The following is a 20,196-nucleotide window of genomic DNA, read 5'->3' as shown; positions in this document are numbered from 1 at the left end:
ATCTTTGAGAATCAAAATTAAACAATGAGAAAACACTTTTTACTTTTTAGTTTATTTTTTTCACTAATACTTTCCGCTCAAACAGATTACAGTGATTCTTGGGAGGATTTTTATTCTTATAACAATGTAAAAGATTTTGTAAAGGTAGATGATGTAATTTATGCATTGGCTGATAATGCTGTTTTTACTTATAACATAACCACAGAAGAGATTAATAAATTGTCGTCAGTACAAGGTTTATCTGGAGAAACTACATCTTCAATTCACTATAATACAACTTTTAAAAGATTATTTATTGGATATGAAAATGGGTTGGTAGAAGTAGTAGATGGTGATGGTACCATTACTATTTCATCAGATATTGTAAATTTTAATCAATCGGGTAGAAAAGTTATAAATGATATTACAGAGGTTAACAATAAGCTTTATTTATCAACTCCTTTTGGAATTGTGGTTTATGATATAGAAAATTTAGAGTTTGGAGATACTTATTTTATTGGTAATAATTCAAGTTCGTTAGAAGTTAATCAAACGGCTATTTTTAATGGATTTATATATGCAGCTACAGATAGAGGACTTTTTTCGGCAGATTTATCTAGTAATTTATTGATTGATTTTAACAATTGGAATGAACAATTTTCTGGAAGAAATTTTAGTAATATTACATTTTTTAATAACCAAATTTATGTTACAGAAGGAAGTAAGTTATTTCAATTAAATACAGCTATTTTAACGGAAGTAAGAAGTTTTTCTCAAACGATTCTAGCAATTAAAGCTGCTAGTTCTCACTTATCTATTACATTAGATACTTCTGCAATTATTTTAGATTTATCAATGAATGAAGTTTTTAATTTTTCTCCAAATACAGAATTTGATTATGTTTTAAATAATTCTTTTTTTGATAATAACAATGCTTTTTTGGCAACAAAAGAATCTGGGATTTTAATTACAAATTCAGGTCAAATATCAAATTATAAGGAAATACACCCAGAAGGACCTTTGTCTAATGATATTTTTTCAATTACAACAAGTAATAATAGTATTTGGGTTGTGTATGGAGGTTATACATCTGCTTATGTTCCATCTGGAAATAGAAAAGGATTTAGCAACTATAATGGTGTAAATTGGATAAATAACAAATTTTCTGAAGATTTACCAATCAAAGATTTGGTTGATGTAACTATAGATACAAGTAAAGAAAATAAGGTTTTTATTGCTTCTTTTGCTCAAACGAGTAATGGTAATATTTTTTCTGGAGGTGGGCTTTTAGAAGTAGAAAATAATGAAATTACTAATTTTTATCATTCTAAAAATAGTCTTTTAGAAGATGTTTTTCCAAATTCTACAAATAGTATTACAACAAGAGTTAGTGGGGCTAGTTTTGATAGTCAAGGAAATTTATGGTTGGCAGATGCATTGGCTTCAAAAAAATTAAAAAAATTATCTGCAAGTGGAACATGGTCAAGTTATGATTTAAGTAGTTTGCAAACAAATACAGCACAAGAAACAAATATTGTTGTTGTTGATAGAAACAATAGTATTTGGATTGGTACAAGAAGAAATGGAGTTTATGTTTATAATGAAAACGGAGATAGAAAAAAAGCATTGGTTGCTACAACAAACTCAGGAAATTTACCAGACGTAAATGTAAGAGCTATTGCTGTAGATGGTAGTAATAGAGTTTGGATAGGTACACAATCTGGTATGGTAATGTATAATAATGCTTCTGGAGTTTTTGATGACACAACACCTAATGCTAGTGCAATTGTAATTAACGGAAATGAAGATGGATTTGGAGAAAGACTTTTAGGAGACCAAACTATTAATTCTATTGTTGTAGATGGTGCAGAAAATAAATGGTTTGGTACAGATAATGGAGGTGTAATTTATACAAATCCAAATGGGCAAACAACTTTGGCTAATTTTAGTACACAAAATTCTCCTTTACCATCTAATAAAATTGTAAAAATTGCTATAGATAATAGTTCTGGAAAAGTGTATTTTGCTACTAATAAAGGTATGGTTGCTTATAATAGTAATGTTGCACCTTTTGGAGATGTTTTAGGCGATGTTTATGCATATCCAAACCCTGCTCTTAAAAATCATGAAAAAGTTACTATAGATGGTAGAAATGGAACACACTTGCCAAAAGGAACAAATGTAAAAATTCTTGATGTTTCTGGTAACTTAGTTTATGAAACCAATGTTGTAGAAGGGCAAGAATTAGAAGGAGGAAAAGTTGTTTGGAATAAAAAAAATCTTGCAGGAAATAAAGTTGCTTCTGGAGTATATATAGTTTTATTATCTAATGATGATGCATCAGAAACTGCAGTAACTAAAATTGCAATAGTAAACTAATGGCTTTAATAACTACAAAAGCAATTGTTTTAAGTTCTCTTAAATATAGTGACTCAAGTTTAATCGTAAAATGTTATACACAAGAGGAAGGACTAAAATCTTACTTAATTAGAGGTGTTCTAAAAGCTAAAAAAGGAGGATTAAAAATAGCCTATTTTCAGCCATTAACTCAACTTAATATTGTTGCAAGTCATAGTAATAAAGGTTCTTTAAATTCTATAAAAGAAGTACAGGTTTCTAACCCATATAAGACAATTTATAAAGATATTATAAAACAATCTGTGGTGTTGTTTTTGTCAGAAGTTTTATCTTATTCCATTAAAGAGGAAGAAAAAAACAAAGCGCTTTTCGAATATTTAGAAACGGGGCTTATTTGGTTAGATTTACATGATAAAATTGCTAATTTTCACTTATTATTTTTATTGAATTTAACTCGTTTTTTAGGATTCTATCCAGACTTATTAGAAAAAGATAAATTTGGGTTCGATTTATTAGAAGGAAACTTTACAAATCTAACTTCTCAAAAAAATGTGATATCAGGAAGCAATTTTTATCAATTTAAGAAGCTGTTAGGCATTAATTTTGATGGTATAGAAAATATGTCTTTTAGTAAACAAGAAAGACAGGTGGTATTAAAAATAATAATTCAATATTTTGAACTACATTTGGACGGTTTTAAGAAACCAAAATCATTGCAAATTTTAGAAACTGTTTTTAGTTAATGAAGCATATATTTTTCATATTCGTTTTTTTAGTAAGTAGTGTTACTTTTTCTCAGAAAGTAAAGATTATAGATAAACAAACAGGTAAAATAGTAAGAAACGTTACTGTTTTTAATAATGCTTTAACTATTAATTTATCTTCAGATAATAATGGTTTTGTTGAAATTTCTGAATTTAAAGAAAAAGAAGTTATTGTTTTTTCTCATATTTCATATGCGTTGTTAAAAATTAAAAAATCTTTATTACAACAACAAAATTTTACAGTTTTTTTAACCAAACAATCAGAACAATTAGATGAGGTTGTTTTGTCTGTTTTTAAAAAAGCGGAAAAAACAAATAGAATAGCAGAACAAATTGCTGTGATATCAGCAAAAGATATTCAACAAGTATCTCCTCAAACTTCTGCAGATTTATTAGCAACTATACCAGGTATAAAAGTACAGAAATCTCAATTTGGAGGAGGAAGCCCTGTAATTCGTGGTATGGAATCTAACCGTGTTTTATTAGTGGTAGATGGTGTTAGAATGAATAATGCTATTTATAGAAAAGGGCATTTGCAGAACTCAATAAGTGTTGCACCTAATATGTTAGATAAAACCGAAGTTATTTTTGGTCCTTCTTCTGTAGTTTATGGTTCTGATGCATTAGGAGGTGTGATTCATTATTATACAAAAACACCAAAATTATCTGAAGAAAATGAAGTGAAAAGTCAGTTTTTTTCTCGTTTTTCAACCGTTAATCAAGAAATTACAACTAATGTTTCTGCAGAATTAAGTTTTAGTAAATGGGCTTCTTTTACAAGCATTTCTTATAGTGATTTTGGAGATTTGCAAAGTGGTTCAAGTCGAAATCATGGTTTTGATGATTGGGGTAAAGTATTTTATTATTCAGAAAATTTAAATGGTAACTATAATGAAAATCCTACTATAAATTCTGATCCAACCTTATTAAAAAACACAGGTTATAATCAAACTGATGTTTTACAAAAATTCTTTGTTCCTCTATCTAAAAACACAGATTTAAAAGTAAACTTACAATATTCAACTTCTTCAGACATCCCAAGATTTGACAGGTTAACAGAATTAGATGATGAAACAGATGTATCTGATTTAAAATTTGCTGAATGGTATTATGGACCACAAAATAGATTGCTAATTTCTTCTCAACTATTAATTAATCCTAATAAAAGTTGGGTAGAAAACGGAACCATTACTGCTGCGTATCAAAATTTACAAGAAAGTAGAATTCAACGTAAATTCTATGATGATGGTTTGCCAGATTTAAATCGTTCTTATAGAGAAGAAACTGTAGATGTATTTAGCGTAAATGGAGATTTTTCTGTGTCACTTTCTAAGAATAAAAAGAGAGCTCTTTCTTATGGTTTTGAGTTTGCTTACAATGATGTAGCTTCTAATTCTTACGGAAAAACATTAAATATTATTGATGGAGAAATCAATGGTTTTTCTGATGATTTTTTAGTGCAATCACGTTATCCAGACGGAGGAAGTAATTATATGAATTCTGCTGTTTATGTAGATTACAGGCAAGATATTAACAGTAAATCTACTTTAAATACGGGGATTCGTTTTACAAATACAAATTTAAATGCAACTTGGATAGATCAAACATTTATTCAATTAACAGATACAGATATTAGTACAAATAATTCTGCGGTAACTGCTACTGTAGGGTATGTATACAGGCCAAGTAAAAATTGGCAAATCAATAGTGTAATTTCTTCTGGTTTTAGATCTCCAAATATAGATGATGTTGGGCGTGTAAGAGAAAAAAGTGGTAATGTAACTATACCAAACATCAATGTAACTCCAGAGTTTGCTTACAATGCAGAAATTGGAATTCAGAAGTATTTTAATGATAAAAAATTTAGATTAGGAACAAATATTTACTACACTTTATTAGATAGTTATATTCAAAGAGATTATGTGTATGAGTCTGATGGAAGTATAAAACAAGTAGAATTTGATGGCAAGTTTGGTGATGCTGTTTCAAATCAAAATAAAGGAACTGCATATATTTTTGGTTACACGATTAATTATTTAGGAAAAATATCTTCAAAAATAAATACTTCTGGTTTTATAACTTACACTAAAGGTAGAACGTATGATACAGAAGAACCAATGTCTTCTATTCCTCCACTTTTTGGTCAATTTGAATTGAATTACAAGAATAATAAAATCGAATTAGGTGCAGATGTAAGGTTTAATAGTAAAAAAGACATAGCAGATTTTAATTTTACAGAAGGTATAGATAATCATGATTTAACACCAATTGTAGATGCAAATGCAACTGCAGATATAGATAAATATTATGGTACTCCAAGCTGGACAACTATTGGGGTAAATGGTAGATATCTTTTAACTGATAACTTATCAGTACAAGCAAGATTAAATAATTTGTTTGATGAACATTACATAGAATTTGCATCAGGAGTTTCTGCTCCAGGAAGAAATTTATCAGTTTCTTTTGTAGCTAATTTCTAGTTTTACCTTTTTTTCCTTCTTCTGTAAAATTATCAGACAAAGCTCTTTCTGTTTTTATAATACTAACTAAAACAGATAGTAATACTAAAACCATCGGTTGCCAAGTTAATTCTTTGGAAGCAAAATTGGCAAAAACTAAACCACCTAGAAAAGAAATTCCTGCGTAAATGAGTAAGTTTTTACTAAAAACTGTATTTGCAAAATCCCAGATTTTTTGATTCAGCATTGTTTTGTGTGTTCTGTAACCATACCAATTATTAATTTTCTTTGGTGGAAATTTCCAGAAAATAATACTCAATAAAAATAGCAAACCATTTGTGGTTATAATGTAAATAAATGGACTCATAAATTATATTTTAAGTTTCTAAATTGAGATTTCTGAATATTTTATATTTGATAACTACTTTTTCGGTCTTAATAATCCTTCTTGTGCAAAAGAGGCAACAAGTTTACCATCTCTTGTAAAAATATTTCCTTTTGATAATCCTCTTGCTCCAAAAGCGTTAGGAGATTCAGCAGAAAATAACATCCAATCATCAAAATCAAAATCCCTAAAAAACCACATAGAATGATCTAAGCTCGCAGTTTGTGTGTTTCCAAAATTATATTCACTTGCATTTGGATTAAAAGCAGCATTCAACACATTATAATCAGAAATATAAGTTAGAATTTCTTGTTTTGTTCTAAAATCCATTTCTTGTTTTTCACCTTTTAAACGAAACCAAACTTGTTCTGTTGGTGGTAAATCTTCTGGTTGTAATGGGTTTGGAATTCTAACAGGCTTAAATTCTATTGGTCTTTCAATACTTAAGAAGTATTTCATAGATTTTGGTAAAAAGTCACCAAATTGTTCCAACATATCATCCCAACTAAACAATTCTTCTGGTTGTTTTATGGTTTTGTCAAATTTAGTTTGATGTTCAAAACCATCTTCTTTTTTATGAAATGAAGCCGCTAAAATAAAAATAGTTTTATCATGCTGACTTGCAGTAACTCTTCTGGTAGAAAAACTACCTCCATTTCTTACTTCTTGTACATTATAATTTATAGGAATTGATAAATTTCCTGCTTCTAAAAAATAGGAATGTAAAGAATGTAAAATTCTATCTTGTGGTATTGTTTTATAAGCAGCATTCACTGCTTGAGCTAATACTTGTCCGCCAAAAACATTTGGACTTCCAATGGTTACACTATTACCACTAAAATTATGGTTTCCTAAATCTTCTAAATTTAGAAGCTCAATTAATTCTTTACTGTTTTTCATGCTTCATTTATAGGGTTTTAAAAGGAAATTTTTGTTGAAAAGGAGTTGGTTGAACTCGCTGCAAAAATAACTTTAAAATTTTGTTTGTAATGGTTTTCTTATGACGAAGATACATGGTTAAATCTTGAGGAACAGCACCAACAGAACTTTTTATTTCGCTAGCAGTTCTTCCAAAATTAATAGTTTTTAGTTTTTTGTTGATGGCAATTTCAATGTAATCGTATAACATTCTTTGATAAATTGCATGTTCTCTATTTAATTGGTAATCAATACCTACAAAGTGCGCGTCTAAAGAGTTTTTATTGATAACACCAGACATAAAACCTACAATTTTACCATCTAACCAATAGGTTTTTAATATGTAATTATCGCCTAATTTCTTTTTTAAAGATTTATAAGTTTCTAAATTAAAATTACCCAAATTAAAATCTGCCTTCGAAGCAACTTTTTCATATAAAGCCGTCATTTCAGGTAGTTTTTGATCAATATTTTTTAAACTAACATCTTCAATACTAAGATTGACACTTTGTTTATAAGCTTTTCTTGCTTTTACACGAAATTTGGTTTTCATTGAAGCTAAATAATCATCGATACTTTGCCAGTTTTCTTGTAGTTGAAGCTGCATATTTGGCTCTACCAAAAAAGGATGATATTTAAAATCTTTTAACTCATCAGTGATAAATAGTGATTCTTTTGCAAAATCTTTTATCAGAAAAGCATCAATTTGTTTTTTTAGTTTTTTATCAGAATTTACAAAATGATTGATACTTTCTGCTAGTTCTTTAACAATGGCTTTTTTATCTTGATTTTCCTTTATAAAAACTCCATGCTCACCACTTACAAACGTGTTTCCACAGATTAATAATTTTAATGGTTTTTTATCAGGAAATACATGTAGTTTTCTTCCGATGTTTTTTAAAAACTCAAAATCATTTTTAATGGAGTTTAGTTCAAATTCTATCATTTTTAAACTTGCAAAAGCTGTTGGTTTGTTAGTTTCATCAACTAATACAATGTATGAAAATGTAATTTCTGGATGGTTTTTTTCAATTGATTTTAAAAAACTTGGATGAAAATAAATGTTTTTTGTACAACTTAAATCTTCCCAAATTTGGGAAGGGATTTCATCAATAGAAGAAAAAAATTGCGCGGTATTTGTGTTAGAGCAACAAATCAAATTAATTCATATAATGTGTTAAATTTCCTGGACCTTCTAAAATGGTTCTTTTAATTTGCATAGTTCCGTTTTCTTGGGTAATTATATGCCATTTTATAAGGCAAATTTCATTATTTTCAATTTCAATTCCTGTAATAGATCTTGGATGCACACAGCTTCCATCATTAAAAAAAGGAATTTCACTTTTATCAGGAAAACGAGGTCTGTGTGTATGACCAGTAATCATCATTTGATTATTGTTTTCTTCAATCCATTTTTCTAATTTATGTTCTACTTTTATGCGTTCTCTAAAATTTTGAGCTGGACTTGTTGGATCTGAAAAACCTAAAATTTGCAATGGTTTCCATAGCACTTTTACTAAGAAGCTACTAAATTTCCAAAAAACATAATTAAACCAATCTGCTTGATGACCATGTAATAAAAATATCTTTTTTCCAGTTTGATCATCTTCTAAAACAATAGCCTCAGAAAAGGACGCACCTATTAGTAGTTCTTTTTTGGTATCTGTTACAGAGTCGTAATAATAGTGTAAGTTCTTACGAATTATTTTAGGGTTTTTATATTTCATGTCATGATTTCCCCAGATAAAATGAAGTCGGTCTTTATCATGAAATTTTTTAAGCCACAAATAAATGTGTTTGTTTGCTTTAAAAATATTTGTAAAATTTCGATTTTCCCACAATTCATCACCATCACCCAACTCAATATAAGTAAAATCGTTTTTATAATAATGCTCTAATGCATGTTTAAACATGTTTCTATTACGTGCAAAATCATCAGCAAAACCATTGTCTCCTCTGTGAGAATCACTAAAAAAAACAAACTTAGAATCTACATTATAACAGATTCTTTTAGCATTTTTAAAAGCGCGAGAAATTCTATGGTTAGAAGACATTTTGTTTTTTTAAAAATATAAAGATGCATAAAAAATGTGAATCAATAAAATTTGATTTTTTTTAAGAAAACTTTAATTAGTTGCATGTGCAACTAATTAAAGTTTTCAGTTACATTTGCATCGTGAAAAAAGAACACACACATATTGATTTTGAAAATTCAATTGGTCCTTGGTTAGGAAGAACTGGAAAGTTGGTTGATTATTTTTTTCAAGAATCATTTAAATTGAACAATCTAGACCTAACAAAAGAGCAGATGATTGTTTTAAAAAAATTACATGATCAAGATGGTTTAAATCAGCACGATTTGGCTTTTTTAACATTAAGAAATAAATCTTCATTAACACGTTTGTTGATTAAAATGGAGAAGAAAAATTACATTTTTAGAAAGCAAAACAAAGATGATAAACGCATTAAAAACGTCTATTTAACAAACTTTGGAAAAGAAATATTTGAAAAAACAAAACCTGTTATTCAGAATTTAATATCAACTATGGAGAAAAATATTTCTTTAGAAGAAAAACAACAAATAATTAATATTTTTAAAAAAATACAAACCAATTTTTGTTCTAAAGTAGAACATATTTAATAACCAATATATGAGAAAAATTATACTAGCTGTTCTTGGAGTTTTAACTATTGTTGGAGCAATAATTCTGGGTAATTATCTAATTGATAAAAACCAAAGACCTAAACCAAAATATAAAAAGCAAATTAAAACAGTTTATGTAAAAAGTGTAGAAAATACTAATATACCAATTACGTTATCTGCTAATGGAAATTTATTAGCAAAAAATAAAATAGAAATTTATTCTGAAGTTTCAGGTGTTTTAAAACCTTCTAGAAAGTTATTTAAAGCAGGTACAAATTATCATAGAAATGAAACATTATTAAGTATTAATAGTGATGAGTTTTACGCTAGTTTACAGTCTCAAAAGAGTAATTTAAACAATTTAATTACTTCAATTTTGCCAGATTTACGTTTAGATTATCCAAAGGAATTTAGCAAATGGGAAACCTATTTAAAAGGTTTTAGTATAAATAAACCTACACCAAAATTACCAATATTTTCTTCAGATAAAGAAAAGTATTTTATTAATGGTAGAGGTATAGTAACAGCATACTATAATGTTAAAAATTTAGAAGTACGTTTGTCTAAACATCAAATTACAGCACCTTTTAAAGGGATTCTAACAGAAGCTTTGGTTAGTCCAGGATCGTTGGTTAGAGTTGGACAAAAATTAGGAGAATTTATAGATCCAAGTGTTTATGAAATGGAAGTTTCAATAAAATCAGAATTTGCAGATCTATTAAAAGTAGGCAATACTGTTGCTTTAACAAATTTAGAAAAAAGTAAAAATTATACAGGAAAAGTGGTTCGTGTTAATGGTAAAGTAGATCAGGTTTCTCAAACTATAAAAGTATTTATTGATGTAAAACATCCAGATTTAAAAGAAGGTATGTTTTTAGAAGCTGTTTTGGTGGCAAAATCAGAATCAAATGCAATTGAAATCTCAAGAAAATTATTGGTAAATAATGAAGCAGTTTACACCGTTAAAAATGATAGTATTTTAACGCTAACTACTATTAAGCCTGTTTATTTTAATGCAGAATCTGTGGTTGTAAAAAGGTTAGAAAATAATCAAAAAATGCTAACACAAGTTTTGCCAGGAGCATTTAACGGTATGATTGTAAAAATTAATAAATAGTAATTGTATGAAGAAAATAATTACATATTTTATTAAATATCCGGTTGCAGTAAACATATTTATTATTGCTTTTATTGTATTCGGATTAGTGGGTGCATTAAGCATGAAATCGTCCTTTTTTCCACTAACAGATTCAGAATTAATAAATATCTCATTAGCATATCCTGGAGCCTCACCTCAAGAAATGGAAGAAGGTGTTGTGTTAAAAATAGAAGATAATTTAAAAGGTATTGTTGGTGTAGAAAGAGTTACCTCTGTTTCTAGAGAAAATTCTGCAACAGTAAATATAGAAGTAGAAAAAGGTAAAAACATAGATGTTGTTTTATCTGATGTTAAAAATGCAGTAGATAGAGTTCCTTCTTTTCCTTCAGGGATGGAACCCGCAGTTATTGCAAAAGTAGAAAACATTAGACCCACAATTAGTTTTACAATTAGTGGAGATAATCTTAGTTTAAAATCGATAAAACAATACGCTAGAAATGTAGAGAATGATATTAGAGGAATAGATGGTATTTCTCAAGTTTCGTTGTCTGGATTTCCAGATGAAGAAATAGAAATTGCAGTAAGAGAAAACGATTTATTAGCCTATAATATGTCTTTTTCTGAAGTTGCAACAGCAATACAAAACTCTAATCTTTTAATAACTGGTGGTAATATTAAAACCCAGCAAGAAGATTATTTAATTAGAGCAAGTAATCGTTTTTATTATGGTAGCGAACTTCAAAATTTAATTGTTAGAACAGAAACTAACGGAAACATAATCCGTTTAAAAGATGTTGCACAAGTTAGAGATAGTTGGTCAGAAACACCAGATAGATTATTTTATAATGAAAATTTAGCGATAGATATTACAGTAAGTAATACTAATAATGAAGATTTAATTTCTTCTGCAGATAAAATAAAAGAATACATACACAAGTACAATCAAGAAAATCAAAATGTACAACTAAATATTACAAGTGATAGAAGTACAACATTAAACGGAAGAACAAAATTATTAATAGAAAATGGTGTTGTAGGTATTTTGTTAGTACTTTTCTTTTTAGCATTATTTTTAAACCTTCGTTTAGCAATTTGGGTAGCTTTTGGTTTGCCAATAGCATTTTTCGGAATGTTTATTTTTGCAGCTCAATTTGATGTAACTATCAATGTATTATCACTTTTTGGAATGATAATCGTTATTGGTATTTTGGTAGATGATGGTATTGTAATTGGTGAAAATATTTATCACCATTATTACGATTTAGGAAAAACTAAAATTCAAGCAGCAATAGATGGTACAATGGAAGTAATTCCGCCAATTGTTTCTGCAATTCTAACAACAATTATAGCTTTTTCTACCTTCTTTTTTGTAGATGGAAGAATTGGAAATTTCTTTGGAGAAGTTTCTACAATTGTATTATTAACACTTTCAGTATCATTAATAGAAGCTTTAATTATTTTACCAGCACATATTGCACATTCTAAAGCATTAGATAGAAAACGTTTAGAAAATGGAAAAGAAATTAAAAAGAATGCGATAGATACTTTTTTTAATAAAGTAAATAATACTGCAGATGTTGGTTTGGGTAAACTTAGAGACAGGTATTACGTGCCTTTTTTAGAGTTTTCTTTAAAAAATAAAATCTTTGCATTTTCTATACCAATTGCTTTTGTAATTTTTAGCATATTGGCAATGAATGCAGGTATTGTTAAACAAGCATTTTTTCCAAGAGTAGCAAGTGATAGTGTTAAAATTACACTAACAATGCCACAAGGTACAAACGAACAAATTACAGATTCTATTATTTCATCAATAGAACAAAAAGTTTGGTTGGTTAATGAACAGTATACTAAAAAACAAACAGGTAATGTACAAGTTGTAGAAAATGTAATTAAAAGAATTGGACCTGGAAGTGCAAATGCAAGTTTAACAGTAAATTTATTACCAGGTGAAGCTAGAGATTTTTCATCACCAGAAATTACAAATACCATTAGTGATAAAGTTGGTAAAATTACGGGTGTAGAAAGTTTAGTTTTTGGTTCTGGTGGTAATTTTGGAGGAAGTCCTGTAGCTGTTTCTTTATTAGGAAATAATATTGAAGAATTAAAAGCTGCTAAAAAAGAATTAAAACAAGAGTTAGAAAATAATCCGCTATTAAAAGATATTTCAGATAATGATCCTGCAGGGATTAAAGAAGTAAAAATTACTTTAAAAGATAATGCGTACTTATTAGGTTTAAACTTACAATCTATTATGGCGCAAGTTAGATATGGTTTCTTTGGTTTTCAGGCACAACGTTTTCAACGTGGACAAGATGAAATTAAAGTTTGGGTTCGTTATGATAGAAAAGACAGGTCTTCTATAAAAGATTTAGATGATATGCGTATTATAACACCAACAGGAACAAGAGTTCCGTTTTCTGAAATTGCAAATTATACAATAGAAAGAGGAGATATTGCTATTAATCATTTAGATGGAAAAAGAGAAATTCAAATTACAGCAGATTTAAAAGATCTAGAAACGAGTGCAACAGAAGTTTTAGATGATATTAAGTTAAAAGTAATGCCAGAAATACTTTCTAAATATCATAGTGTAACTCCTTTATATGAAGGTCAAAATAGAGAAGCTAAGAAAACTACAGATTCTGTTAAACTTGTTGGTCCTATAATTTTATTATTAATATATATTGTAATAGCATTTACATTCCGTTCTTATAGCCAACCAATTTTATTAATTATTATGATTCCTTTTAGTATGATTGGTGTTGTTTGGGGGCATTATTTTCATAATTTTTCAATAGGGATTTTATCATTTCTAGGAATTATTGCTCTTGTGGGTATTATGGTAAATGATGGTTTGGTTTTAATAGGAAAATTTAATACTTACTTAAAAGAAGGTATGAAATATGATGAAGCTCTAGTAAGAGCAGGTCAATCTCGTTTTAGAGCTATTTTCTTAACATCTTTAACAACAATTGCAGGTTTAGCACCTTTATTATTAGAAAAAAGTAGACAAGCACAATTTTTAATACCAATGGCAATATCTATTTCTTACGGAATAGCAATTGCAACTGTTTTAACATTAGTAATGTTACCATTATTATTGTCTGTTTCTAATTCAATGAAAGTGATTATTAAATGGTTAAAAACTGGTGGAGAAGTTACAAAAGAAGAAGTAGAAAGAGCAATTATAGAATCTAAATTTGACGAAAATGAAGATCATTAAAAATATAGTATTTATAGTCGTTTTGTTATCGACATTACAGGGGTTTTCGCAAGAAATTTTAACAAAAAAAGAGGCATTAGAAATAGCTTTAGAAAATAATTTTGGAGTTAAAATAGCAAACAATAATTTAGAGGTTGCAAAAAACAATACAAGTATTTATAATACTGGTTTTTTGCCAACAGCCTCTCTTTCTTCTGGCGCAAATTATAGAAACGATAATCAAACAATTAATAGACAAGATGGAACATCTACAAGTGTAAATGGAGCAATAACCAAATCTTATAATGCATCGTTAAATGTAAATTATACCATTTTTGATGGTTTGGGTAGAAAGTATAATTATCAGCAATTAAAAGAAACCTATAATTTAACAGAGTTACAAGCAAAAGCAACTATAGAAAACACCTATTTACAGTTATTTACAAGTTATTTTCAAATTGCTAGATTGTCTGAAAATAGAAAGAATGTAAAAGAAGCTTTATCAATTTCTAAACAAAGATTAATACGCTCAAAATATCAATATGAATATGGACAAACTACAAAATTAGAATTGTTAAATGCAGAAGTAGATGTAAATAATGATAGTATTACTTTAATAAATGCCAATCAATTATTAAGTAATGCTAAACGTGGTTTAAATGTGGTTTTAGGAATAGAAAAAGATGTAAATTATGTTGTAGAAACGAATGTAGATTTTAGTAATATTTTAAATTTTGATGAGCTTCAAGAAAAAACAATTGAGAATAATACTACATTAAAACAAAACGAAAAAAACATTGCTATAAGTGAGTTTAACATCAAAATAAACAAGTCAAATTATTTACCTTCTTTAGGTTTAAATACTTCTTATGGTTGGAATAAAAGTGAAAACCCAGCAACATCTTTTTTAGCGGCATCTACATCTAATGGATTAAATGCGGGCTTAAGTTTATCTTGGAATTTGTTTGATGGTGGAAGCACAAAAACCAGAGTTGCAAATGCTAAAATTGCATTAGAAAGTCAGCAAATTTTATTAGAACAACAAAAAGTAACGATAGACAATAGTTTAAAAAATACTTGGGAGAATTATCAAAACCAATTATTCATTTTAAAAGCACAAGAAAAGAATGTTTTAACTACTCAGAATAATTTTGACAGAAGTGAAGAGCGTTTTAAATTGGGACAAATTACTTCGATAGAATTTAGACAAGCTCAGATCAATTTAATTAATTCTAAAACAGCTTTTAACAACGCAAAATTTGATGCAAAATTGATTGAATTACAATTATTACAATTAAGCGGAGATATTTTAAACGTGAATTTTTAAGAAACTGATTTTTGTCATAATTTACATTTAAGATTGGTTTTACCTTTGCAGTCAAATAAGAATAAGAATAAATGAGTTTTTTAACTTTACCACAAGTTTCTTGGATAAATGGTACCATTATGATTGGTATTTTCGCCTTAGTTGTTGTAGGCTTAGTTGTTGCGGTATTCCTTTTAATGAATAACGACAAGAAACCTAAAGAGTAGTTAGATTAAATAGTGTAGTAGTTTAGTAGATGAAATCCGAGTTAAAACTCGGATTTTTTATTTTGTTAACTTCTATTTCACTAAATTTATACCCAATCAACCAAAATACTTTTAAATGTCAGAAATTGAAAAAAAACTTACAACAAATTTTGGATATCTTTTTGAAGAAGAATTAATATCAGAAATTAAAGAATTAGGAGTACCAAAGAGTTTTAAAGAGGATACTACTATAATAGAAGTTGGAGATTATATAAAATCGATGCCTTTATTAGTTTCTGGTGCAATTAAAATTCTTAGAGAAGATGAACATGGAGAAGAATTGGTATTGTATTATTTAGAAAAAGGAGATACTTGTGCAATGACACTTTCTTGTTGTATGGGACAAACAAAAAGTAAAATTAGAGCGGTTGCAGAAACAAATGTTGAACTTATTATGTTGCCAAAAGAAAAAATGGCAGATTGGTTAGGGAAGTATAAAACATGGCAATCTTATATTTTACAAACATATCATCATAGATTAGATGAACTTTTAGAAGCTTTAGATACCATTGCATTTCTTAAAATGGATGAACGTCTTTTTAAATACCTTAAAGACAAAGCAATGGTTACTCATAATGATCTTTTACACGTAACTCATAAACAAATTTCTGAAGATTTACATACTTCAAGAGTTGTAGTTTCTAGATTGTTAAAAAAGCTAGAAAACGAGCGTAAAATTCAACTTTTTAGAAATAGCATAAAAGTATTAGAACTGTAACAATTGTTACTGTTTGTTAGTTGGTCTCTTCTTATTTTTGTATTTAAAAAAAGATGAAACCTCTAACATTATTAATAATAATTGCTTTTGTTTTTAGTTGTAAAGACTCTCAAAGACCTTCATATTCTAACAAGAAATCAGTAGCAAAAACTCAAGAACATCCAGGTAAGAAGTTAATGAGAACAAACTGTTATGTTTGTCATAATCCAACAACTACAGAAGATAACAGAATTGCACCACCTATGATTGCAATTAAAAAGCATTACATAGGAGAAAATACTACTAAAGAAGCATTTATTAATTCTATGCAAAACTGGATTAAGAATCCAACTCAAGATAATGCTAAAATGTATGGAGCAGTTAGACGTTTTGGGTTAATGCCAAAACAAGCGTATCCAGAAGAAACTATAAAACAAATTGCAGATTATATGTTTGATAATGAAATTGAAAAACCAGAATGGTTTGATGATCATTACAACAAAGAAAGAGGCATGGGAAAAGGTCGAGGAAAAGGCATGGGAATGCAAAAAAATCAACAATGAACTGACCTTAATAAACTGCCTTATAATGAAAGAGGTTTAAAGTACGCACTTTCTACAAAAGCAGTTTTAGGAAAAAATTTAATGGCTAAAATCCAAAAAAGTGGAACCATTGCAGCTTTAAAGTTTTGTAATGAAAAAGCATTTTCCTTAACAGATAGTATGTCCGTTTTTCATAAAGCAGCTATAAAAAGAGTTACAGACAAACCAAGAAATTCTAGGAATATAGCAAACTCTAAAGAAAAAGGGTACATAGAAATTTTTAAAGAAAATATAGAATCAAACAAAGAGTCAGAACCAATTATTGTAGAATCTGCAGAAAATATAAAATTCTATTATCCAATTAAAACAAATAGTATGTGTTTGCAATGTCATGGAAAACCAACATCAGATATTAAAGCAAGTACATTAGCAGAAATAAATGAGTTATATCCAAAAGACTTGGCAATAGGTTATAGTGAAAACCAGATTAGAGGAATTTGGAGTATTACTTTTAATAAATAATAATTCTTAGTCATGAGTAATTTTTCAGAAATTATAAATCAAGATAAACCAGTTTTAGTTGATTTTTTCGCAGAATGGTGTGGACCTTGTAAAATGATGAGTCCAATTTTAAAAGAAGTAAAAGATACTTTAGGTGATGGTGTTTCTATTATAAAAATAGATGTAGATAAAAATCAACCTTTAGCAGCAAAATATCAAGTTAGAGGAGTTCCTACATTAATCTTATATAAATCTGGTAAACAGGTTTGGAGACAATCTGGAGCAGTACAAAAAAATGAGTTAGTTTCTATTATTAATAATTTTGGTTGATTATTATAATAGTTTGTTGGTTGATAAGCATCTGATTAATTTTAGGTGCTTTTTTATTTTATAATACAATCTAAACTATAAAAGCCACCACAATTTTCTGTTCTTTTTTTAGAGAACTGAGTAATTAAATAGGCGGTTGTAATTAGGTTTCTTAATTCACATAAATCTACAGATAATTCAGAATGATCATACAGACGTTTGTTGTCTTCATAAAGAACTCTTAAACGTTTTTCAGCCCTTAATAAACGTTCGTTAGAGCGAACAATACCAACATAATTAGTCATAATAGTTTTTACTTCATTTCTATCATGAGTAATTAATATTTTCTCCATATTTTTTATAATTCCACTATCATTCCATTCAGGAACATTCTTAGGGATTTTAGCTTTTGGAAATTTTTTAGAAACATTTAGAAAAGCTCTATGTGCATAAACCAAACCTTCTAATAAAGAGTTAGATGCTAATCTGTTTCCTCCATGTAAACCAGTTTTAGTAACCTCACCACAAGCATATAATCTTTTTATAGATGTTTTTGCTTTTTTGTTTACATTAACTCCACCACAAATATAATGTGATGCTGGTACAACAGGAATTAGATCTTTTACCACATCAATATTTAAAGAGGCACATTTTTCTGTAATATTAGGAAAATGTTCTTTAAATTTTTCCATATCTAATTGTGTGCAATCCAAATAAACATGTGGCGTTCCACTTTTTTTCAACTCATTATCGATTGCTCGAGCAACAATATCTCTAGATGCAAGTTCTTCTCTTTCATCATAATTATGCATGAAAGGATTGCCGTAAAAATCTTTTAATTTTGCTCCAAAACCTCTAACAGCTTCAGAAATTAAAAAAGCGGGATACTCTCCAGGGTTATATAATGCAGTTGGGTGAAATTGAATAAATTCCATGTCAGAAATTTCTGCTTTGGCTCTATATGCAATTCCAATTCCATCTCCAGTTGCAACAGTTGGATTGGTTGTTGTTTCGTAAACTTGACCATTTCCACCAGAAGCAAGCAAAGTAAATTTGCTTATAAAAGTTTTTACGAAAGCTTTTTTTACATCTAAAACATACGCTCCATAACAAGAGATTTTGTCATTTCTTTTTGTTCTTTTTTGTTTTACTTGATGCTCTGTAATTAAATCAATCGCATAATGATGGGTTAAAAAATCAATATTTGGTAAAGCATTTACTTGAGCCAATAAAGCACGTTCTATTTCTGCACCTGTAATATCTGTGTGATGTAAAATTCTATTTTGAGAATGTCCTCCTTCTCGACCTAAATCATATTCTCCCTCTTCGTTTTTATCAAACTTAGTTCCCCATTCAATTAACTCTTGTAATCTATCAGGAGCATCTTTTACAACCATTTTAACTACATCTTCATCACATAAGCCATCACCAGCAATTAATGTGTCTTCAATATGTTGTTTAAAGCTGTCAACAGTCTTATTATAAACACTTGCTATACCTCCTTGTGCATATTTAGTGTTAGATTCACTTTGTTCATCTTTAGTTATAATAATAACTTTAGAATCTTTGTATTTAGTAGCAACTTTTAAAGCAAAGGTTAATCCTGAAACTCCAGAACCAATCACTAAAAAATCTGATGTAATTATCTTATTGTTGCTATCCATTGTTTATTTTTATTTAGAAAGTTCTAACATTCTATTAATTGGAATTATTGCTTGTTTTGCTAATTCGGTTTCAACCTCAATATTTGGCAATTCATGTTTTAAGCATAAATACAATTTTTTCATTGTATTCATTTTCATATAAGCACATTCACTACAAGCACAAGTATTGTCTTCTTTTGCTGGCGCAGGAATAATTATTTTATCAGGATTTTCTTGCATCATTTCAAATAAAATACCCGCTTCTGTAGCAACAATAAATTTATTCTTATCGCTATTTTTAACATGATTTAATAAACCAGAAGTAGAACCAATATATTTAGCAACTTTAAGCATGTGTGCTTCAGATTCTGGATGCGCAATTAATTCTGCGTCTGGATGTTCTAAATGTAAATCAATCAATTTTTCCATAGAAAAAGCTTCATGAACCATACAAGCTCCATCCCAAAGTAACATTTCTCTGCCAGTTTCTTTATTTAAATAATCTCCTAAATTTCTATCAGGTGCAAAAATTATAGGTTGATCTTGAGGAATAGAATCGATGATTTTTTTAGCATTAGAAGATGTACAAACATAATCACTTAATGCTTTAATTTCTGCAGAACAGTTAATATAAGTAACTACTAAATGATCTGGATGTTGTTTTTTAAATGCTGAAAAATCTTCTGGCGGACAAGAATCTGCTAATGAACAACCTGCTAATAAATCTGGTAAAAGTACTTTTTTAGTAGGGTTTAAAATTTTTGCAGTTTCTGCCATAAAATGAACTCCTGCAAAAACAATTACATCTGCATCTGTTTTAGCAGCTTGTTGTGCCAAAGCCAAACTATCACCAACAAAATCTGCAATTTCTTGGATTTCATCAATTTGATAATAGTGCGCTAGAATAACTGCATTTTTCTCTTTTTTTAGTTTTAAAATCTCCTCTACATAATTAATATTTGGAGTTTCAATATCTAAAAATCCTTTTTTGTTAAGATTCTTCTTTGCAGTATCTAAAGTTTCCATAAAAAGTGTTTAATTTGACGGTACTGCAAATATAAACTCTATTTTGTAGGTAGGAAAATGATTGATGTCATTCTATTAAATTATAACCATAACGC

18 protein-coding genes are annotated in these 20,196 nt (G+C 28.4%); 12 read left to right on the top strand and 6 right to left on the bottom strand.

Features of this window, described 5'->3' with window-relative positions:
- Positions 1 to 24: 24 nt before the first annotated feature.
- Genes PHEL85_RS09550 through PHEL85_RS09540 form a run of 3 tightly spaced genes read left to right on the top strand, consistent with a single transcriptional unit; the run spans position 25 to position 5,581 of the window.
- Positions 25 to 2,358 carry a two-component regulator propeller domain-containing protein gene (locus PHEL85_RS09550; protein ID WP_036824446.1) on the top strand — a complete coding sequence of 778 codons (2,334 nt, stop codon included), beginning with the start codon at positions 25 to 27 and terminating at the stop codon, positions 2,356 to 2,358.
- Positions 2,358 to 3,080: a DNA repair protein RecO gene (gene recO, locus PHEL85_RS09545; protein WP_036824444.1), complete on the top strand. Its 723-nt coding sequence runs from the start codon at positions 2,358 to 2,360 to the stop codon at positions 3,078 to 3,080. Before PHEL85_RS09550 ends, recO begins: the two co-directional genes overlap by 1 nt.
- Entirely contained in the window at positions 3,080 to 5,581 is a 2,502-nt protein-coding gene (locus PHEL85_RS09540) for a TonB-dependent receptor domain-containing protein (RefSeq protein ID WP_036824441.1), read from the top strand. The genes recO and PHEL85_RS09540 overlap by 1 nt, the downstream gene beginning before the upstream one ends.
- Here PHEL85_RS09540 and PHEL85_RS09535 read toward each other — a convergent pair.
- Genes PHEL85_RS09535 through PHEL85_RS09520 form a run of 4 tightly spaced genes read right to left on the bottom strand, consistent with a single transcriptional unit; the run spans position 5,571 to position 8,917 of the window.
- A complete protein-coding gene (locus PHEL85_RS09535) occupies positions 5,571 to 5,927 on the bottom strand; it encodes an SdpI family protein (protein ID WP_036824439.1) in 357 nt (118 codons plus the stop codon). The genes PHEL85_RS09540 and PHEL85_RS09535 overlap by 11 nt on opposite strands.
- A 54-nt stretch (positions 5,928 to 5,981) precedes the next feature.
- Positions 5,982 to 6,845, bottom strand: a complete 864-nt coding sequence (locus tag PHEL85_RS09530; protein WP_036824438.1) for an acyl-CoA thioesterase — start codon at positions 6,843 to 6,845, stop codon at positions 5,982 to 5,984.
- A 7-nt stretch (positions 6,846 to 6,852) separates the two neighbouring features.
- Positions 6,853 to 8,022 (bottom strand): peptidogalycan biosysnthesis protein, encoded by a 1,170-nt coding sequence (locus tag PHEL85_RS09525; RefSeq protein ID WP_235318258.1) that lies wholly within the window; start codon positions 8,020 to 8,022, stop codon positions 6,853 to 6,855.
- A gap of 1 nt (position 8,023) precedes the next feature.
- Positions 8,024 to 8,917, bottom strand: a complete 894-nt coding sequence (locus tag PHEL85_RS09520) for a metallophosphoesterase (RefSeq protein ID WP_036824436.1) — start codon at positions 8,915 to 8,917, stop codon at positions 8,024 to 8,026.
- 122 nt (positions 8,918 to 9,039) lie between these two features.
- Between PHEL85_RS09520 and PHEL85_RS09515 the strand changes: the two genes are divergently transcribed.
- The 9 genes from PHEL85_RS09515 to trxA all read left to right on the top strand — a co-directional run bounded on the left by PHEL85_RS09515 (position 9,040) and on the right by trxA (position 17,453).
- A complete protein-coding gene (locus PHEL85_RS09515; protein ID WP_036824434.1) occupies positions 9,040 to 9,504 on the top strand; it encodes a MarR family winged helix-turn-helix transcriptional regulator in 465 nt (154 codons plus the stop codon).
- 10 nt (positions 9,505 to 9,514) lie between these two features.
- Complete coding sequence (locus tag PHEL85_RS09510; RefSeq protein ID WP_036824432.1) at positions 9,515 to 10,624, top strand: efflux RND transporter periplasmic adaptor subunit; 1,110 nt, start codon at positions 9,515 to 9,517, stop codon at positions 10,622 to 10,624.
- A 7-nt stretch (positions 10,625 to 10,631) separates the two neighbouring features.
- Complete coding sequence (locus PHEL85_RS09505; protein WP_036824431.1) at positions 10,632 to 13,832, top strand: efflux RND transporter permease subunit; 3,201 nt, start codon at positions 10,632 to 10,634, stop codon at positions 13,830 to 13,832.
- Positions 13,819 to 15,138, top strand: a complete 1,320-nt coding sequence (locus PHEL85_RS09500; protein WP_036824429.1) for a TolC family protein — start codon at positions 13,819 to 13,821, stop codon at positions 15,136 to 15,138. Before PHEL85_RS09505 ends, PHEL85_RS09500 begins: the two co-directional genes overlap by 14 nt.
- Before the next feature lie 71 nt (positions 15,139 to 15,209).
- Entirely contained in the window at positions 15,210 to 15,344 is a 135-nt protein-coding gene (locus tag PHEL85_RS18210; protein WP_262501557.1) for a hypothetical protein, read from the top strand.
- A 115-nt stretch (positions 15,345 to 15,459) separates the two neighbouring features.
- Positions 15,460 to 16,101, top strand: a complete 642-nt coding sequence (locus tag PHEL85_RS09495) for a Crp/Fnr family transcriptional regulator (RefSeq protein ID WP_036824427.1) — start codon at positions 15,460 to 15,462, stop codon at positions 16,099 to 16,101.
- A 53-nt stretch (positions 16,102 to 16,154) separates the two neighbouring features.
- Positions 16,155 to 16,643: a c-type cytochrome gene (locus PHEL85_RS18130; RefSeq protein ID WP_235318257.1), complete on the top strand. Its 489-nt coding sequence runs from the start codon at positions 16,155 to 16,157 to the stop codon at positions 16,641 to 16,643.
- A gap of 81 nt (positions 16,644 to 16,724) precedes the next feature.
- Positions 16,725 to 17,144 carry a DUF3365 domain-containing protein gene (locus PHEL85_RS18125; protein ID WP_235318256.1) on the top strand — a complete coding sequence of 140 codons (420 nt, stop codon included), beginning with the start codon at positions 16,725 to 16,727 and terminating at the stop codon, positions 17,142 to 17,144.
- 12 nt (positions 17,145 to 17,156) lie between these two features.
- Entirely contained in the window at positions 17,157 to 17,453 is a 297-nt protein-coding gene (gene trxA, locus PHEL85_RS09485) for a thioredoxin (protein WP_036824424.1), read from the top strand.
- Positions 17,454 to 17,506: 53 nt separating this feature from the next.
- On the opposite strand, the gene nadB is transcribed toward trxA, so the two are convergent.
- Positions 17,507 to 19,096 carry an L-aspartate oxidase gene (gene nadB, locus PHEL85_RS09480; protein ID WP_036824422.1) on the bottom strand — a complete coding sequence of 530 codons (1,590 nt, stop codon included), beginning with the start codon at positions 19,094 to 19,096 and terminating at the stop codon, positions 17,507 to 17,509.
- A gap of 9 nt (positions 19,097 to 19,105) precedes the next feature.
- A complete protein-coding gene (nadA, locus tag PHEL85_RS09475; protein ID WP_036824419.1) occupies positions 19,106 to 20,101 on the bottom strand; it encodes a quinolinate synthase NadA in 996 nt (331 codons plus the stop codon).
- Between the last annotated feature and the right edge of the window lie 95 nt (positions 20,102 to 20,196).

Source organism: Polaribacter sp. Hel1_85 (assembly GCF_000766795.1).
Lineage (GTDB): Bacteria > Bacteroidota > Bacteroidia > Flavobacteriales > Flavobacteriaceae > Polaribacter.
The sequence above is the reverse complement of the archived record's forward strand: the minus strand, read 5'-3'. Positions and strand labels throughout refer to the sequence as shown.

Bases quoted from the DNA above. Each gene is read 5' to 3' on its own strand.
- PHEL85_RS18210 (WP_262501557.1), top strand. From the start codon at position 15,210: ATGAGTTTTTTAACTTTACCACAAGTTTCTTGGATAAATGGTACCATT.
- PHEL85_RS09550 (WP_036824446.1), top strand. From the start codon at position 25: ATGAGAAAACACTTTTTACTTTTTAGTTTATTTTTTTCACTAATACTT.
- recO (WP_036824444.1), top strand. From the start codon at position 2,358: ATGGCTTTAATAACTACAAAAGCAATTGTTTTAAGTTCTCTTAAATAT.
- nadA (WP_036824419.1), bottom strand. From the start codon at position 20,101: ATGGAAACTTTAGATACTGCAAAGAAGAATCTTAACAAAAAAGGATTT.
- trxA (WP_036824424.1), top strand. From the start codon at position 17,157: ATGAGTAATTTTTCAGAAATTATAAATCAAGATAAACCAGTTTTAGTT.
- PHEL85_RS09505 (WP_036824431.1), top strand. From the start codon at position 10,632: ATGAAGAAAATAATTACATATTTTATTAAATATCCGGTTGCAGTAAAC.
- PHEL85_RS09540 (WP_036824441.1), top strand. From the start codon at position 3,080: ATGAAGCATATATTTTTCATATTCGTTTTTTTAGTAAGTAGTGTTACT.
- nadB (WP_036824422.1), bottom strand. From the start codon at position 19,096: ATGGATAGCAACAATAAGATAATTACATCAGATTTTTTAGTGATTGGT.
- PHEL85_RS09535 (WP_036824439.1), bottom strand. From the start codon at position 5,927: ATGAGTCCATTTATTTACATTATAACCACAAATGGTTTGCTATTTTTA.
- PHEL85_RS09530 (WP_036824438.1), bottom strand. From the start codon at position 6,845: ATGAAAAACAGTAAAGAATTAATTGAGCTTCTAAATTTAGAAGATTTA.
- PHEL85_RS09510 (WP_036824432.1), top strand. From the start codon at position 9,515: ATGAGAAAAATTATACTAGCTGTTCTTGGAGTTTTAACTATTGTTGGA.
- PHEL85_RS18130 (WP_235318257.1), top strand. From the start codon at position 16,155: ATGAAACCTCTAACATTATTAATAATAATTGCTTTTGTTTTTAGTTGT.
- PHEL85_RS09520 (WP_036824436.1), bottom strand. From the start codon at position 8,917: ATGTCTTCTAACCATAGAATTTCTCGCGCTTTTAAAAATGCTAAAAGA.
- PHEL85_RS09495 (WP_036824427.1), top strand. From the start codon at position 15,460: ATGTCAGAAATTGAAAAAAAACTTACAACAAATTTTGGATATCTTTTT.
- PHEL85_RS18125 (WP_235318256.1), top strand. From the start codon at position 16,725: ATGGCTAAAATCCAAAAAAGTGGAACCATTGCAGCTTTAAAGTTTTGT.
- PHEL85_RS09500 (WP_036824429.1), top strand. From the start codon at position 13,819: ATGAAGATCATTAAAAATATAGTATTTATAGTCGTTTTGTTATCGACA.